Source organism: Paenibacillus mendelii (assembly GCF_024498075.1).
Taxonomy (GTDB): domain Bacteria; phylum Bacillota; class Bacilli; order Paenibacillales; family Paenibacillaceae; genus Paenibacillus_Z; species Paenibacillus_Z mendelii.
The window spans coordinates 15,533-33,565 of the sequence record NZ_JANHOF010000011.1 but is presented as its reverse complement, the minus strand read 5'-3'; the positions used below and the strand labels follow the sequence as shown (position 1 = coordinate 33,565).

General features: G+C 60.4%; 4 protein-coding genes. All 4 read left to right on the top strand.

Annotation, left to right across the window (positions count from 1 at the left end; genetic code table 11):
• Window positions 1–36: 36 nt before the first annotated feature.
• The 4 genes from NNL21_RS25360 to NNL21_RS25345 are packed head-to-tail and all read left to right on the top strand — an operon-like array spanning window position 37 to window position 18,026.
• Window positions 37–5,838: a non-ribosomal peptide synthetase gene (locus NNL21_RS25360; RefSeq protein ID WP_204821141.1), complete on the top strand. Its 5,802-nt coding sequence runs from the start codon at window positions 37–39 to the stop codon at window positions 5,836–5,838.
• Window positions 5,835–10,115: a type I polyketide synthase gene (locus tag NNL21_RS25355; RefSeq protein ID WP_204821140.1), complete on the top strand. Its 4,281-nt coding sequence runs from the start codon at window positions 5,835–5,837 to the stop codon at window positions 10,113–10,115. Before NNL21_RS25360 ends, NNL21_RS25355 begins: the two co-directional genes overlap by 4 nt.
• Before the next feature lie 17 nt (window positions 10,116–10,132).
• Window positions 10,133–14,815, top strand: coding sequence for a non-ribosomal peptide synthetase (locus NNL21_RS25350; RefSeq protein WP_204821139.1), 4,683 nt, complete (start codon window positions 10,133–10,135; stop codon window positions 14,813–14,815).
• Window positions 14,793–18,026 carry a cyclic peptide export ABC transporter gene (locus NNL21_RS25345; protein WP_256555467.1) on the top strand — a complete coding sequence of 1,078 codons (3,234 nt, stop codon included), beginning with the start codon at window positions 14,793–14,795 and terminating at the stop codon, window positions 18,024–18,026. The genes NNL21_RS25350 and NNL21_RS25345 overlap by 23 nt, the downstream gene beginning before the upstream one ends.
• Window positions 18,027–18,033: the final 7 nt, after the last annotated feature.

The window sequence follows — 18,033 nt, the reverse complement described above, 5'->3', positions numbered from 1 at the left end:
TTCCACTCCATTTTTTGTGCCGAACAGGAGGTATTTATGTCCATTCAAGACGTTTCCGCCAAGACGAGTCATGTTCAAGGTACCGGTAAACGCACGGAAGAAGAAAACTATTGGCTCGGCAAGCTGCCGCCCGATTTGACGATGAGCAGCTTCGCCGACGATCACAGGATGGTCCGGCCGGGCAAATCGCGGCAGACCGACTATTCCTTCAAGCTGCCGGACGACGTTTCCCGCAAAATTGTCGCGATGGCCGGCGGTTCGGAGCATGGCGTTTATATCATTGTGCTGAGCGGCATCCAATATTTGCTGTCCGTTTACACGGGGCGCAAAGACGCGGCGGTCGGAACGCCGGCGTTCAAGGCGAAATCCGGTCCTTCCTGGCAAGACCGCTATCTGATCCTGCGCAGCGAGCCGGAAGGGCGGATGACATTCAAGGAGCATTTGCTGGACGTGAAGCAAATGGTCGGGGATGCGGACAAGCACCGGAATATCGACTACGGAAAATTGTATCGATGGGAGACGACGACCGGCGAGCCGCCTCATCCGCGCACGTTCGTCCTGCTGGACAATATTCAGAACGACATCTTCGCCTTGCGGTCGGCAGCCGATACGACGTTTCGGTTCAACTTGGAAGACGCATGCATACGATGCTCTATTTCGTACCAAGTGGAAGCGTTTGCAGTAAGCTTCTTGCACGGAGTTGCCGCTTATTTGATTCATTTTCTCGAAACGGTTCTGAATTATCCTGACGTGCGGCTGTCCGAGGTTGGCATTCCGAACGAGCAGAAACAAAGGCTGCTCGCGGTGTTCAACGATACGGCAGCTCCATACCCGAAGGAGCGGACGGTGATCGACTGGTTCGAGGACCAGGTTGCGAAAACGCCCGAGCGGCCGGCCGTCGTCTACCGGGACCTGCGCCTCACCTACGCGGAGCTGAACGCGAGGGCGAACCGGGTTGCGCATGCGCTGATCGCGCAAGGGATCGGAGAAGGCAGCGTCGTCGGCATCATGGTGGAGCGGTCGCTGGAAATGCCCGTCGGCATGCTCGGCATTATGAAGACCGGCGGAGCGTACTTGCCGATCGATCCGAATTTGCCGGAGGAGCGGATTCGAACGCTGCTCGGCAATTCGAAGGCGACGCTTATTTTGACTGACGAGGGGCTGGAGCATAAAATTTCCGATCCGGCGCTGTCGACAATCCGGATCCGTTCGCTTCTGGAAGGCGGCGCGCCCGAGTCGGCGGAAAACCCGGGCCTGACGTACGATCCGGAGGGCGTCGTTTATGTGCTCTATACATCAGGGACGACGGGCGTGCCCAAAGGGGTGATGGTGAAGCGGCGCTCGTTCATCAACCTGATCACCTGGTTTATCCGGGAAGCGAAATTGAACGAATCCGTCCGTTTGATGCTGATCGCTCCGGTCAGCTTCGATACGGCGCACAAAAACGTGTTCGCTCCGCTGCTGGCGGGCGGGCAGCTGCATCTCTTCACCGCGGGCATGTATGACTACGACGAAATGTCCGACGTGATTGAACGCGAGCGGATCGCCGTCATCAACTGCTCGCCGAGCGCCCTCTATCCGCTTATCGATTACAACGAGAAGAACGGCTACCGCAAGCTGAGCCCGCTTAAGCAGGTCATACTCGGCGGCGAGCCGATCAATATGAAAAAGCTGAAGCCGTGGCTGCTGTCCCCGCAATGCGGAAGCGACGTCATCAACACCTACGGACCTACCGAATGTACGGATATCGCGTCCAGCTTCCGGATCAACCGGCTGAACGCGGCCGAGCTCGATATCGTTCCCATCGGAAAGCCGCTGCCCAACGTCGAGATCGATATCGTCGACGATGAGCTGAAGCTGCTGCCGATCGGCGTGGCCGGCGAATTGTGCATCGGCGGAGACGGGCTGTCGTACGGCTATTACAATGCGCCGGAGTTGACCGGCGAGAAGTTCGTGGACAATCCGAACCGCGAGGGGCGGAAAATGTATAAAACCGGCGACCTCGCAAGGTGGACCGAGGACGGCACGCTCGAATTTCTCGGCCGCAAAGATTTTCAGACGAAGGTGAGAGGCTTCCGCGTCGAGCTCGGAGAGATCGAGACCTGCCTGCTGAAGCATCGCGATATCGAAGAAGCGGTCGCGGTGGCGATGACGGATGCGGCGGGGGGAGATGCGATATGCGCCTACTTCGTTTCGCATGCGGATGCAGACGTCCCGGAGCTGCGTAGTTATATGGCGCGGAGGCTGCCCGACTTCATGGTTCCCGCCTACTTCATGCGGCTGGACAAGCTGCCGCTCAACAACAACGGCAAAATCGACCGCAAGGCGCTGCCGGCGCCTGATCCGGACACCGCCTCCAGCTCGCCGTACGCCGCGCCGGAAAACGGGACGGAGCGGCTGCTCGCCGGGCTCTGGGAAGACGTGCTGGGCGTGGAGCGGGTCGGTGTCCATGACGATTTCTTCGAGCTGGGCGGCCATTCGCTCAAAGCCGCTTCCATCGTGCTGAAGATGAACCGGGAAACGGGAGCGGGCCTGCAAATAAGCGATCTGTTCCGGCATCCCACCATCCGCGAGCTTGCCGAATATGCAGCCGGGCTCCGGCAGCGGCAGGTTCCGGTAATCGGGCCCGCCGAGGAGGCCGACGCTTACCCCGTTCCTTCGCAGCAGAAACGGCTCTTTATCCTGTGGCAGCTGGACCGGCATTCGACCGCTTACAATTTGACCTCGCTCAACATGCTGGAAGGGCGCGTCGATCTGCCGAAACTGAAGGCGACGATCGAGCGTCTGATCGAGCGGCATGAAGCGCTGCGAACCTCCTTCGCCTTCAAGAACGGTGAACTGGTACAGACGGTCCGGCTCGCAGGCGAGGTGAAGGTCGAGCTCTCCGAAGCGGAGGAGTCCCGCGTCCGCAGCGCGGTCGACGAATTCATCAAGCCTTTCGACCTGGAGGAAGGGCCGCTTGTCCGGGTGAAGCTGTTGAAGCTCGGCGACAACCGGCATCTGCTGATGACCGACATTCACCATATCGTGTTCGACGGCGCGTCGATGGATATCGTCATGCAGGAGTTTTCCGAGCTGTACGCGGGACGGCCGCTGCCTGTGCCCGAACTGCAATATAAGGATTATTCGGCGTGGCAGGCGGGATGGAGCAAGGCGGACGAGTGGAAGCGGCAAGAGTCGTATTGGCTGGAGCTGTTCAGGGACGGCGTTCCCGAGCTGCGGCTGAATACGGATTATCCGCGGCGGCCGGTCATGAGGTTCGACGGCGCCGGCGTCACCGTGTCGGCGGACGGCAGGCTGACGGCAGGCTTGAGAGCGGCGGCGGTGGAATGCGGCGCAACCCTTTATATGCTGCTGCTGGCCGCGGTTAACGTCCTCTTGTATAAATATACTGGCCAGGAGGATATTGTGATCGGATCGCCGACGTCGGGAAGAGGCTTTCCTGGGCTGGAGCGCGCCGTCGGCATGTTCGTGAACACCGTCGTCATGCGCAACTTCCCGGCTGGAGACAAGACGTTCGGCGCTTTTCTCGGCGAAGTGAAGGGAAATACGTTGGGGGCGTTTGAGAACGAGCAGTATCCGTTAGAGGAGCTTGTGGAGAGGCTTGGCTTTGCCCGCCATTCGGGGCGGAATCCGATGTTCGACGTGATCTTCTCGCAGGAGAGCAGCGAGCGGGTGTCCATGGATACGGGCGAGCTTGTTTTTCGCGAATACCCGCGGGAGGATCGCGCCACGCAGATCGACCTGTCGATCCGCGCATTGGAGAAGGAGAACGCCGTCGATTTCCGGTTCAAATACCGGACGGATCTGTTTACGGAAGATACGATAACGAATCTAGCCCGTCATTTCATGGAAATTCTGGAGGGTATCGTCCGAAGCCGCAGCGTAAAATTGCAGGATATTCGCATCATGTCCGAGCCGGAGGAGAGGCGAGTGATCGCGGACTTGACCGGACAGCGGGCGGAATACGCCTATCATACGACGGTACAGGAGCTGTTCGGGCGGCAGGCAAAGGCAACGCCGGCAGATGTGGCGGTCGTCGACAAATACGGGGAGACGACCTATATCGAGCTCGAAGCGAAAGCGTGCCGGCTGGCCCGGGTTCTGCGGGAAAGGGGCGTGCGGCGGGGCGACATTGTCGGTATCGCCTCCGACCCGTCCACGGACAGAATCATCGCCGTGCTCGGCGTGCTTATGGCCGGAGGCGCTTATTTGCCGCTCGATCCGGACGCTCCGGCGAATCGCATCCGCTATATGCTGGAGGACAGCGGCTGCTCGCTGGTCGCGGCGCAGCGCCATTTGGCAAGGACTCTTGAGCTCGGAAGGGACACGGTCATCTTGGACGACGAAGCGGCGTCAAGCATCACGGAAGGCGACGAATGGAACAATGTCAGCTTGCCCGGTGATTTGGCCTATGTGATGTATACATCTGGGACGACAGGCCATCCAAAGGGCGCCATGATCGAGCACCGCAGCGTGACGAACCTACTTATGGGCATGATGGAACGGCTCCATTTCGACCGCGGCTGCCGCCATTTGCTGCTGGCGAAGTTTACGTTCGACGTATCGGTGCAGCAAATGCTGCTGCCGCTCGTATCGGGCGGATGTCTCGTTATTCCGGATCGTGAAACGGCTGCCGATCCCGAGCGGCTGTGGAGCTTCATGGAGGACAGCGGCGTCAACGTGCTGGGCGCGGTTCCGACCCATATGACGCTGCTGCTCGACAACCGGCGCGACGCCGGACCGAATGTTCGGCTGCGGTATATGCTATTCGCGGGAGAACCGTTCACCCGCAAGCTGCTTCACCGGCTTCGCGACGCCGGCATCGCCGACGAGATCGTGAACCTGTACGGACCGACCGAAACGACGGTCTATTCGAGCCTTCACCGGTGTGGCGGCGGCGAGACCGACGAGGGAATTCGGATCGGCCGTCCTTTGCCGGGCTACAGCCTCTATATTCTGGACCGCAAGCTGCGTCCGGTTCCCCGGGGCGTGACCGGCGAGCTTTATATATCCGGGGCGGGCGTCGGCAGAGGCTACTTGAAGCAGCCGGAATTGACCGGGGAATGCTTTCTCCCCGACCCGTTCGCCGAAGGGGAGACGATGTACAAGTCGGGAGACCTGGCGAGACAGCTACCGGACGGCGGCATCGAATATTTGGGCAGGACCGACCACCAGGTCAAAATCAACGGCATCCGCGTCGAGCTGAGCGAAATCGGCCATGCGCTGCTGCATTGCGACGGCGTCAAGGATGCGGCCGTCGCGGCCAAGACGAAGCCGGGCGGCGAGCATTATCTGTGCGCATACGTCGTTGCCGATGAGGGAGTTACCGTCACGGATCTGAGGGAATATTTGGCCGCGGAGCTGTCCGGCTACATGATTCCCGAGCGTTTCGTCAGACTGGACCGGCTGCCCATGACAGTCAACGGCAAAGTCGACCTTAAGGCGCTTCAGACGCGGGAAGACGACGACTATATGGTTCCCGGGACCGTTTACGAGGAGCCGGCTACCGATCTCGAACGTACGATTGCGGAGATCTGGCAGGAGGTGCTTGGGACGGAGCGGCTCGGACGTCACGATCATTTCTTCGAGCTCGGTGGCAATTCGCTGTCGATCGTGCAGGCGAACGAGCTGCTGAAGCGGCGGCTTCAAGCCGACATTCCCGTCGTCGACATGTTCCGTTATTCCACCGTGCATGCGCTGGCCCGGCGGCTCGGATCGATTACGGATGCGGGCGCACGGGAAGAAAACGGACCGGATCGCGGCCGGATCCGGGAGGATGCAAAGAGCAGGCTGCAGCAGCGGATCAAGCGGAGACAGGAAGGAGGGAGGGCATGAGAGATTGCAAGGCGACCGGTCTCGAGATCGCGATCGTCGGCATGGCATGCCGGGTTCCGGGCGCGGACGACGTAAGCAGCTTCTGGGAGCTGCTGAAGAACGGCACGGAAGCGATCTCCTTCTTCTCGGACGACGAGCTGCTTGCCGCAGGCATCGGCGCGGAGACGATCCGCGGCTCGGATTATGTCAAAGCCGGCGGAATCATCCGCGGCTCGGAATGGTTCGATACGCAGCTGTTCGCGTATACGCCCCGGGAGGCGGAGGTAATGGACCCCCAGCTCAAGGTGCTCCACGAATGCGCCTGGGAGGCGCTGGAGGATGCCGGCTGCATGGGGGAGCGGGGGAAAGGACTGATCGGAGTCTATATCGGGGCGTCGACGAGCCTGTACTGGATGAACGACGTGTTCGAACGGGCGCCGGATTTTTTGAGAGAGGCGAACCTGCTCGCCGGCTCGCAATTTTTCGGTACGCGATTGTCGCATCAGCTCGATCTGCAAGGTCCGGGCTATACGGTGCAGACGGCATGCTCCTCCTCGCTCGTCGCCGTTCATCTCGCCTGCCAGGGGCTGCTTGCCGGCGATTGCGATACGGCGCTGGCTGGCGGGGTGACCGTGACGCTGCCGGAAGTGAAGGGCTACCGTTATCAGGAAGGAATGATTATGTCACCGGACGGTCACTGCAGACCGTTCGACGCCGATGCCCGGGGAACGGTGAACGGCAGCGGAGCGGGCATCGTCGTGCTGAAGCGGCTGCAGGACGCCGTCGAGAGCGGCGATTACATTTATGCCGTCATCAAGGGCTCTGCGGTCAACAACGACGGGCGCGATAAGGTCGGCTTCACCGCGCCGAGCGTGGCCGGCCAGGCGGAGGTCATCAAGTCCGCCCAGGCGATGGCCGAGGTCGAGCCGTATAGCGTCACGTATGTGGAGGCGCACGGGACCGGGACCGTCCTCGGCGATCCGATCGAAATCGAAGGGCTGAAGCTGGCGTTCGGCAGCAGCGGAGGCAGACGGGTCTATTGCGGCGTCGGTTCCGTGAAGGGGAACATCGGCCATCTCGACAACGCGGCGGGCGTCGCCGGTTTGATCAAGACGGCGCTCGCGCTGCGGCACCGGCAAATTCCGCCGAGCATCAACTTCAGCAAACCGAACGGCAAAATCGATTTTGCTAACAGCCCGTTCTATGTCAATACCGCTCTGAAAGATTGGGACGTGCCGGAATTTCCGCTGCGCGCCGGGGTCAGCTCGTTCGGCATCGGCGGCACGAACGCCCATGTGGTGCTGGAGGAGGCGCCGGAGCGGACGGCGCCGGACCGCGGCCGGGAGGCGCAGCTGCTGGCGCTCTCCGCGCAATCGATGAAATCACTTGACGATCAGACGAAGCGGCTTGCCGGCTATTTGGACCGCAATCCGGACGTTCGTTTGCCCGATGTCGCGTATACGCTGCTGACCGGAAGGAAACAGCTCAAGTACCGCAGAGTGCTTACCGCCCGCGGTGTGGAGGAAGCGAAGGCAGCGCTCTCCTCGCCGGATTCTTCAAACGTGCTCACGGCGGTCGCGGATGACGCCGACAGGCCGGTTATCTTCATGTTCCCGGGTCAAGGGGCACAGTACGCGGGCATGGGAGAGGCGCTCTACCGGGAAGAGGCGGCGTTCCGCGAAGCCGTCGACCGGTGCTGCCGCATTCTGTCGGAAACGAGTGCATGCGACTGGAAGGACGTTTTATATCCGGCGGACAAAGAGGCAGGAATGAGCGGGAGGATTCATCAGACTTCTTATACTCAGCCTGCAATTTTTATATTCGAATATGCGCTGGCCGAGCTGCTCATGAGCTGGGGCGTCCGACCGGACAGGATGATCGGCCACAGCCTGGGCGAATATGCCGCCGCCTGCCTATCCGGCGTACTGACGCTGGAGGACGCGCTGGCACTGGTGTCGGCGCGCGCCGAGCTGATGCAGAAGCTTCCGGCTGGCGGCATGACGAGCGTGATGGCGTCCGCGGAGAAGGTCGGGCCGCTGCTGACGCCCGGCCTTTCCGTCGCCGTGTCGAACGGCCCGGCGCTCTGCGTCGTCTCCGGTTCTTTCGGAGAGCTTGAGGCATTGGAAGCCGTCCTGGCGCGCGAGGAAATCCGTTATAAACGGCTGCAGACGTCCCATGCCTTTCATTCCGCGATGATGGACCCGATTGTGGAGCCGTTCAAGGCGGTGGTCGAGAGCGTTTCCCTGAACGTGCCGAACATTCCGTATATCTCCAATGTGACGGGAACGTGGATTTCGGCATCCGAGGCGGCCGATCCCGCCTACTGGGCCAACCATTTGCGCGGAACGGTCCAATTTTTCGAAGGAATCGGCCGCCTGCTGGCGGACGCGGACAGCGTCTTCGTCGAGGTCGGTCCCGGTAGAGCGCTCGGCTCGTTCGTCAGGCAGCAGCTTGATGAAAATGCCGCAAAGCGGAACGTGATCGTGAACGTGGCGGGATCCGCGAATGCGCGCGAGGGGGACGACGAGCTGCTACTCCGCGCGCTCGGGAAGCTGCACGTCCACGGCGTCGATGTCGATTGGACGCGATACTACGCCGGCGAACGCCGGCTAAGCATCCCGCTTCCCACCTACCCGTTCGACCGCAACTATTACAGTATCCGCTCCCGCGGCGGCCGTGGAGAGCGGGGCGAACGGCCCGACATGGACGGCCGTCATGAAGCGGCCGCCGCCCGGACTGAGACGGAAACGCCGGCCGCCGGCGGCGGTGTATCCGCCGTAAAAGGGGCGGTTTCCCTAGCGGACAAGGAGCGGCTTATCGCTGCGGCATTTAGTGAAGTTACCGGCGTGAAAAACGTCGGCGTCCATGACGATTTTTTCGAGCTGGGCGGCAATTCGCTGTCGGCCGTGGGCGTCGTCGCCCGGCTGCAGGGCGAGCTGAGGATCTCGCTCGGGCAGCTGTTCGAGCATCCGCGGGCGTCCGATCTGGCGCGGAAAATCCGGAGCCGCACGGCAGGCGGTTTGATCGAAAAGGCGGCGATGAAGCGGTACTTGCTGGCGCGGCGGGAGCGATACCGCATAAGCGCGGACTCTATCGTCGAGCTTGCGCCCATGCGCCGTTTGTACGAGGAGCGGAACCGCGCCTATGGTACCGCCGATCTCAGCCGAAGGACGGTGTATCGCGATATTTTATTGACCGGAAGCACGGGTTATCTCGGCATCTATCTGCTGCGCGAGCTGCTGACCCGCACCGAGGCCGACATTCATCTGATCGTCAGAAGCGGAAGCCGGGAAGAAGCCGGGAACCGGCTGCTGGAGAAGCTTCGCCATTATTTCGGTCCAAACTTTTACGGCAACTGGAAGCGGAGGCTGTTCGTTTACCGCGGCGATCTGACGAAGAGCGGTCTCGGGCTGGAACAAGGCGAGTACGGCAGGCTTGCCGATCGCATCGATTGCGTGCTGCATTCGGCGGCCAACGTAAGCCATTACGGCAAATACGACGATTCCTACGAGGCCAATATTACGGCAACGAAACAGTTGATCGGCTTCGCGCTTGCCGGCGGCAAAAAAGCGTTCCATCATATCTCAACGATGGCGGTTGCGTCCGGTACGGTCCTGGACAAGCGGGACATCCTGTTCACGGAATACGACGGTGACGTCGGGCAGACGATGGCGGGCGCTTACGCGGCGACGAAGTTCGAGGCGGAGAAGCTGCTGCTCGAAGCGCGGAAGCAAGGTCTCGAAGCGTCGATTTACCGCGTCGGCAATATCGTCTTCGACTCCGTCAACGGCAAATTCCAGACGAATATCGAGCAGAATGCGATTTATTCCTTGATCCGGTCCTACGCGGCGATCGGTTTCGTTCCGGAAATGGAGCGGGATACGGATTTCTCGTGCGTGGACGATGTCAGCCGGGCGATCGTCAGCTTGTTCGACCGGGAGGCGCTGCAAGGCGAGACGTTTCATATTTGCAATCCACATGCCATCAGCATGTCCGAGCTGCTCACTTTGCCGGGTCTCGGGCTCGGCGTCGTCGAATTGCCGCTGGAGCCGTTTCTCGACGCGGTGTATGACGATGACGGAAATTCCGGACACGAAACCGATTTGTACACGATTCAGCTGCACAGCATCGGAGAAGATCGGGACGATCTTGACGATCCGTCCGGGCATACGCTTTTTCATCCGGCGAGCGACAAGACGAACGAGCTGCTGGCCCGGACGGGATTTGTCTGGAGCATGCTGGACGAGCGGCAGGCGGGCAAAATGATCGCGCACTGCCGGGCAGCGAATTTTTTGTAGTGACGGAGGTGCGGCGCATGAAAGACGTTCGAAATCGTACGGAAACGTATCCGCTTACCCATCCCCAGAAACGAATCTGGTACATGGAGAAAATCAATCCCGGCCAGCCGATGCACAATATCGGCGGCACCGTGCGCATACATGGGGAGACGGATTTACATCTGCTGGAAGAGGCGATCCGCCTGTTCGTGCGGGCAAACGAAGGCATCCGGCTCCGTCTGGCCGAATCGGAGGGCGAGGTCAGGCAATATATCGGCGAAGATGAAGCTTTTCCGGTTGAAATGTTCGATTTCGGCGATTTTCCGGATGGGGAGGAGCGTTTCGCCGACTGGGTGCGGCGGGAAGCGGCGGCGCCGATGCCGCTCTGCGACAACAGGCTGTATCGTTTCACCTTGTTCAAATTGCCGGGCGGCGACAGCGGCTATTTCGCCAAGGTTCATCATATCGCTGCCGACGGCTGGTCGATGAATTTGCTGACCGAGCAAATTTTCGACGCGTATTCGCAGCTGTCCCGAGGAGACGTGCCGGATATCCGGGACGGGCACTCCTATCTCGACTATATCGATCAGGAGCGCTCATACCTGGCGTCCGCCCGCTTCATGAAAAACAAATCGTTCTGGAGTGATAAATTCGCTTTGCTGCCGGAACCTGCCGGCAAGTCCGGCATGGAGAGCGGCGAGGGAAGGCGGCGGACGTTCCGGATCGAAAGCGGTCTTGCCGGGCGTATCAAGCGGTTTGCCGAAGAGCGGTCCATGTCGCCGTATGCGTTCTTCGTCGCCATGCATTTCATCTATCTATATATAACGTCGCGGCGGGACGATATCGTCATCGGCCTGCCGCTGTTCAACCGGGCGGGCCGAAAAGAAAAAAAAACCGTCGGGATGTTTACGAGCACGATGCCGTTCCGCTTCCGGATCGATTCCAATTTGGCTGTTGACCAGCTGATCTTGGAATTGGGCCGGGAGCTGACGTTATGCTACTACCATCAGCGGTACCCGTTCGATCTTCTCGTGCGGGACCTGGAGTTGAACAAAAAAGGGTACGGAAGCCTGTTCGACACGTCCGTGAACTACTACAACACGCGGATGATGGACGAGCTTGCCGGCGCGCCGGTCCTGAACGAGGAATTTTATAGCGGAAACCAGCTCTATTCCTATCAGCTTATCATAAGAGAATGGTCCGGATCGGGGGAGCTCCGGCTCGATATGGATTATAAAGTGCGCGATTATACGGAAGAGCGGATCGAGCGGATCTACCGCGGGCTGCTCCATTTGGCGGAGCAGATGATCCGGCAACCCGAGCGTCCGGTCAAGGAGCTCGGCCTGCTTCCCGAAGCGGATTGGAACCGGCGGATCCGCGATTTCAACGAGTCCGCCGTGGATTATCCGCGGGAGAAGACGATTCACCGGCTGTTCGCGGAGCAGGCGGCCGGGACGCCGGATCGTATCGCGATCCGCATGGGCGAGGAGACGCTGAGCTACCGGACCTTGAATGAAAGAGCGAACCGGCTGGCGCATGTTCTGATCGGAAAAGGCGTCCGGCGCGGAACGATCGTCGGGCTGCTCGCCCGGCATTCGATCGAGTCGGTCGTCGGCATTCTCGCCGTATTGAAGGCGGGAGGCGCTTATTTGCCGCTCGATCCGGGGCTGCCGGCGGACCGAATCCGTTACATGCTGCAGGATGCAGAAGCCGGTCTGATTCTGACGAACGTGCCGGAGGGCGAGCGGCCGGATGGAACGCCGCTCCCGGGCGGGATCGTTTCATTGACTTCGGAGAGCGGATATTCGGACGATCCGTCCGATCCGGGAGAGCGAAGCGGGCCGTCCGATCTTGCCTATATCATCTACACGTCTGGCTCAACCGGCGCGCCGAAAGGCGCCATGATCGAGCAACGCGGGCTGGTCAACTACAGCTGCTGGGCGCGTCGTGCCTATACGGAGGCCGACGCTGCGGACGTGTTCCCGCTCTACTCGCCGCTCTCCTTCGATCTGACGGTCACCTCGATCTTCACGCCGCTCATCGGCGGCGGGCAGATCGCCGTTTATCCCGAGGGCGCAAGCGAATTCGTGCTGCACCGAATCCTGCGGGACGGAATCGCCACCGTCGTCAAGCTGACGCCCGCGCATCTTTCGCTGCTTCTGGATGCCGACTGCGGCTGCGGCTCGGTTCGCACCTTCATCGTCGGGGGCGAGGATTTGAAAGCGAATCTCGCGGCGGCCGTCGCGGAGCGCTTCGGCGGCCGTATTCGCATCTTTAACGAATACGGTCCCACGGAGACGGTCGTCGGCTGCATGATCCACCGTTTCGATCCCGCGAAAGATACCGGCGGATCGGTGCCCATCGGCGTGCCGGCCGCCAATACGAGCATCTATGTGCTCGACCCCGACATGAAACCGGTGCCGGACGGCGAAACCGGGGAGCTGTACATTTCCGGAGACGGCGTCGCGCGGGGCTATTTGAACCGACCGGAGCTGACGGAGGAACGGTTTATGGCCGATCCGTTCAACGCCGGCGCGCGGATGTACAGGACGGGCGATCTTGCGAGATTTACGGAAGGCGATGTCGTCGAATATGCCGGAAGAGCCGACAGACAGCTGAAAATCCGCGGATACCGGATCGAGCCGGGCGAAATCGAATCCGTCCTGCTCGGCCGTCCCGGAATCCGGGAGGCGGTGGTGACGGACCGCGTCAGCCGGAGCGGCGGCCGCTATTTATGCGCTTATTATACCGGCGTCGCCGGGCTGATCGAGGCCGAATTGTCGCAATATGTAAGGGACCGCGTTCCGGACTATATGATTCCGGCCCGCTTCGTCGCATTAAGCGCCATCCCGCTGACGATCAACGGCAAGATCGATAAAGCGGCGCTGCCTGATCCCGAGGCGGCGGAGCTGGACCCGGCCGAACGGGAGACCGTTTCAACCGCGGCGGAACGGGCGCTGATCCCGATCGTGGAGGAGCTGCTAAATGCCGCCGGGATAAGCCCCGGGGACAATTTCTACCATCTCGGCGGAGATTCGATCAAAGCGATTCAAATCGCCTCGAGGCTGGCCGGTGAAGGATACCGGATCAAAGTGAAGGACATGCTGGCGTATCCGAGACTTGCGGATATGGCGTTATATATGGAATCTTCGGGGGAAGCAGACGGCGGTTACGAAGCCCCGTCCGAAGGTCCCGTCGGAACGATTCCGGCGGCATCTTGGCTGCTTGCACAGCGATTGCCGGACATGAAGCATTACACGCAGTCTGTGCTGCTGAGTATGCGCGGAGAGCCGGCGTTCGCCGCATTGGAGGCGGCTTTCGACGCCGTCGTGCGCCGTCACGACGCCTTCCGCATCAATGTCGGCGCCGGCGGGGGCGAGCTCTATTACAACGAAGCGCCGCTCTTCGTTCCGAACAGGATCAGGGTCGCCGATTTGTCGGACCTGCCTGCCGCCGAAGGCCGCAAGCGAATGGTCGCGTTCGGCGAGAAGCTGAAAGCAAGCTTCGATCCGGCCGGCGGCATCATGATCAAGGCTTGTCTGTTCCGGCTGGGAGACGGGGAAACGCGGCTGCTGCTGGCCGCCCATCATCTGGCCGTCGACGGAATCTCGTGGCGGATTATTTTCGAAGACATAAGCCGGGCTTATGAGCGGCTGACGCAGGACGCCGCGTCTGCTTTGGCCGAGAGCGCAGCCGGGACTGAAGGGTCTGACGGTTCGAGGGATGCGAGCTTGTCCGGCGGGAAGAGCTTTCATCGCTTTCATGCCTCTATCGGATCGGACAAGTCTAGCGAATATGTCGAGGCGGAACGATTGCGTTCGCTCGCGCAAGAGACGCTGCCTGCGAAGACGGCTTCCATGCAGGCTTGGGCCGCCGGGCTGGAACGATTCGGCCGGGCGCGGGCGATCCGCAGCAAAGCCTACTGGGAGGACGTGCTGGACGGAGCGTCCCCTTCATCGTGGAACGATTACGATCGCGGTCCGGACGCAATGAATCAGTGCGAGACGGTAGAGCTTGTGCTGACAGAGGACGAGACGCAGCGGCTCGCGGCCAAGGCGGACGACGCCTACAGGACGAGGGCCGACGAGCTGATGCTGATCGCGCTGGCGCTTACGGTCCGGGAGTTTGCGGGGAGCGGCGACGTCCACTTGGAGCTCGAGCGGCACGGTCGCGAGGAAATCATCGAGGGGCTCGACGTATCGCGCACGGTCGGCTGGTTCACGAGCCTGTTTCCAGTACGGCTGGCGGTACCCGAAGCCGGTCTGTCCGAGCAAATCAAGGGACTGAAGGATCAGCTGCGGCGAATTCCGAACAACGGGCTTTGCTACGGCGTGCTCAGGCACGTAACCGGCGAATTGGACGGCGATTCCGGCAAGCGCGTGCGGTTCAATTATTTGGGCGACTTTGAAGCTTCCTTTACGGGAGGCATGTTCGGCTATGCGGAGGAATATACCGGGCGCGAAAGCGGCGGACGCAATGAATTGCCTTGCCTGCTGGACATCGTGGCCTTCACGATTGGCGGCAGGCTGCGCTTGTCGGTCACTTACAGCCTGAGCAAATTCAGGCGGGAGACGGCCGGTCGGTTCGTCCGCGATTACAGGGACCGGCTCGAAGCGGTGATTGAGCATTGCTGCGGCAGGGACAGGAGCGAATTTACGGCCGCCGACTTTGAGACGACGAGCCTGTCGGACGACGAGCTTGAGCAACTATTTGACGACTGAATCGCGGGCCGAAGCGATTCGCGGATTGGAGTGGAACATGGCGAAGATGACACGGACACGAAATGCCGCCGCTATCCTGCTTGCCGTTGTGCTGCTCGTTCTGACGGCGGCTGTGAATCCTCTTGCCGCCGCCGCGGATTCGGGCGCGGCCGCCGTTTTGCCGGACGGGTATGAGAAGCAGCTGGATTCCTGGATCGGAAAGCTGAAGAAAGAGGGCAAAATTCCGGGCCTGTCGGTCGTCGTCGTGAACGGCGCACAGCCGGTGTACAAGAAGAGCTTCGGCTATGCCGATCTGAAATCGAAGTCGCCGGTGACGCAGCGGACGCCGTTCGAGATCGGCTCCAACAGCAAGGCGTTCACGGCACTGGCGGTTTACCGGCTTGCCGAAGAGGGCGCGCTCGATTTAAGCAAGACGGTGAGCGATTACCTGCCCTGGTTCAAAATGAAGTACAAGGGCGAATATAGAGGACGGTCCGTCGACGGAGATGTCGACATTACGCTCGAGCAGCTGCTGCATCATACGAGCGGCATTCCGTTCGAGACGATTAAGGACATTCCGGCGGCGGACGATGACGGCGCGCTGGAGCGGACGGTAAGAACGCTGCTGAATCGTCCGCTGACGTCCTATCCGGGCGAGCGGTTCGAATATGCGACGATCAACTACGATATTTTGGGCCTGATCATCCAGGAAGCGTCGAAGATGAGCTTCGAGGACTATATCCACACCCGTATTCTGCAGCCGCTGCAGCTTGACGAGACCTACTTGGATCGAGCGGAAGCCTCAGCGAACGGGATGGCCCAAGGGTACAAAATCGGCTTTCTGCGACCAATGCCTTACGACGCTCCGATGTACCGCGGCAACAAGCCGGCCGGTTATTTCATTTCGAACGCGAACGATATGGAGCGGTGGCTGAACATTCAGATGGAAAACGCCGCCGCGCCGGACGCGGCGATGGCGGAGGCTCTCCGGCAAACGCTCGAGCCGGACCGTTCCGTTGCGCCGGCCGGCGACGGCGGCTCGTATGCGGGCGGCTGGGAGGTCTATCAGAGCGGGAGTGGGGAAATTTCCCATGACGGAAGCAATCCGACCTTCTCCTCCTTCATCGTTTTCCGTCCGCAGGAGGGGCTCGGCGTCGCTGTTCTGGCGAATCTGGACTCGGAATATACGCGCGCCATCGGCCAGGGCGTTATCGATATTTTACAAGGGAAGAGCCCCGAGAAGAACGCGCGGGATACGTATAAAAGCGTCGACGGCTTCGCGTTCGCCGTCATTCTGCTGACGGTTCCGTTTATCGGCGTCGTGCTGTTTTTCCTGATCCGGTCTATCCTGCAGCTGATCCGCGGAAACAGAAGGGTGGAGAAGAACGCGAAACGTCGGCTCGGCATACCCGCCCTTTCGCTTGTATTCGCGCTGGCGGCGGCGTATGGACTGTATCGGATTCCGGACGTGCTGTTCTCGGGACTGAGCTGGGAGTTCGTCCGAGTATGGGCACCCGCAAGCCTGCCTGTGGCGGCGCTGGCGGCGCTGTCCGCCGTCGTCCTGTTCGGCCTGTACCTGTCGTTTGCTTCTGTGTTTCCGGAGCATCGGGACCGAAACTTTTTCTCGCTCATCGTCATGAGCATCGCGAGCGGCTTCGGCAACGCCATGATCATCTTCATCGTCAACGAGGCGCTGAACCGGATGGACGGGGAGCAGTCGGGCGGTGAATTGTTCCTCTATTTTGCGCTCGGCATCGCCGTCTACGTGCTCGGCCAAAAATTCGTGCGCACCCGGCTCATCGCGCTGACGAACACGATCATTTACGAGAAAAGGGTCGAGCTGCTGGACAATATTTTGAACACGCCCTATGAAAAAATCGAGCGGATGGAAAACGAGAAGATCCAAACGACGCTCAACAACGACACGGAAGCGATCAGCAACCATGCCGCTATTCTGATCACCGGATTGACGGATTCGATTACGCTCATTTGCTGCCTCGTTTACCTTGGCGTGCTGAACGTGTACGGACTGCTTATTTCCATCGCCGTCATGCTCGCCGCGGCGGGACTCTATTACGCGGCCGGCCGTTCGGCCAATAAGCTGTGGGAGCAGACGAGAACGATTCAAAACACGTTCTTCCGCTTTATCAACGATCTCATCGGCGGGTATAAGGAGCTCAGCCTGGGCCGGGCGAAGCGGGACGAGTTCCGGGCGGATATGGAAGGGACGATCGGAGAATACAGAACGAAACGTATCCGCGGCGGCTTGAAATTCGCAAACGTGTTCATTATCGGGGAACTGCTGTTTACGCTCGTGATCGGGGCGGTAGCGTTTCTGTTCCCGCTGCTGTTCGAGAGCGTCCGGAGCGATATTTTGCGAAACTACGTGCTCGTCTTTCTCTATATGACCGGACCGGTCAACAGCATTCTGAACGCGATCCCGCAGGCCGTGCAAATGCAGATCAGCTGGAAGCGGATCAAAACGTTCATCCGGCAGCTCACGGAGCCGGAGGACGGCGGACGGGCGGCGGAAACCGGGCTTGACGTCGCCGGCGGCGGAGGATTTGCGATCGAACTTGAAGGCGTGGAATACGAATACCGCGGCGACAGCGGCGAGTCGTTCCGTGTCGGCCCGATCGACTGTGTCTTCCGTTCCGGCGAGATCGCCTTCATAACCGGCGGCAACGGAAGCGGCAAGTCGACACTGGCGAAGCTGATGACGGGATTGTACGCCTGCGACAAAGGCGAAATCCGGATCAACGGCAGAGCCGTCGGCCAGGAGGAGCTGGGCGAGCTCTACTCCGCGATTTTCAGCGATTATTATTTGTTCGGGAAGCTGTACGGCATCGATTCCGCCTCCAAAAAGGATGAGATCCGGACCTATATGAAGCTGCTGCGCATCGACGAGAAGCTGACCATTCAAGACGGGACGTTCAGCACGACGAAGTTGTCGACGGGGCAGCGCAAGCGGCTGGCGCTGCTGATCAACTATTTGGAGGACAAGCCGGTCTGTCTGTTCGACGAGTGGGCGGCCGATCAGGATCCGGAGTTCAGGCAATTTTTCTACGCGGAGCTGCTGCCCGAATTCAAGTCCAAAGGCAAATGCGTCATCGCCATCACCCATGACGACCGGTATTTTCACGGGGCGGACAAGCTGATCAAGATGGAACAAGGAGAAATCGCGGAAGATACGAGCCGCATCGCCGCAGGATCTCCTGCCCAGGCGAGATAGGAGGAAG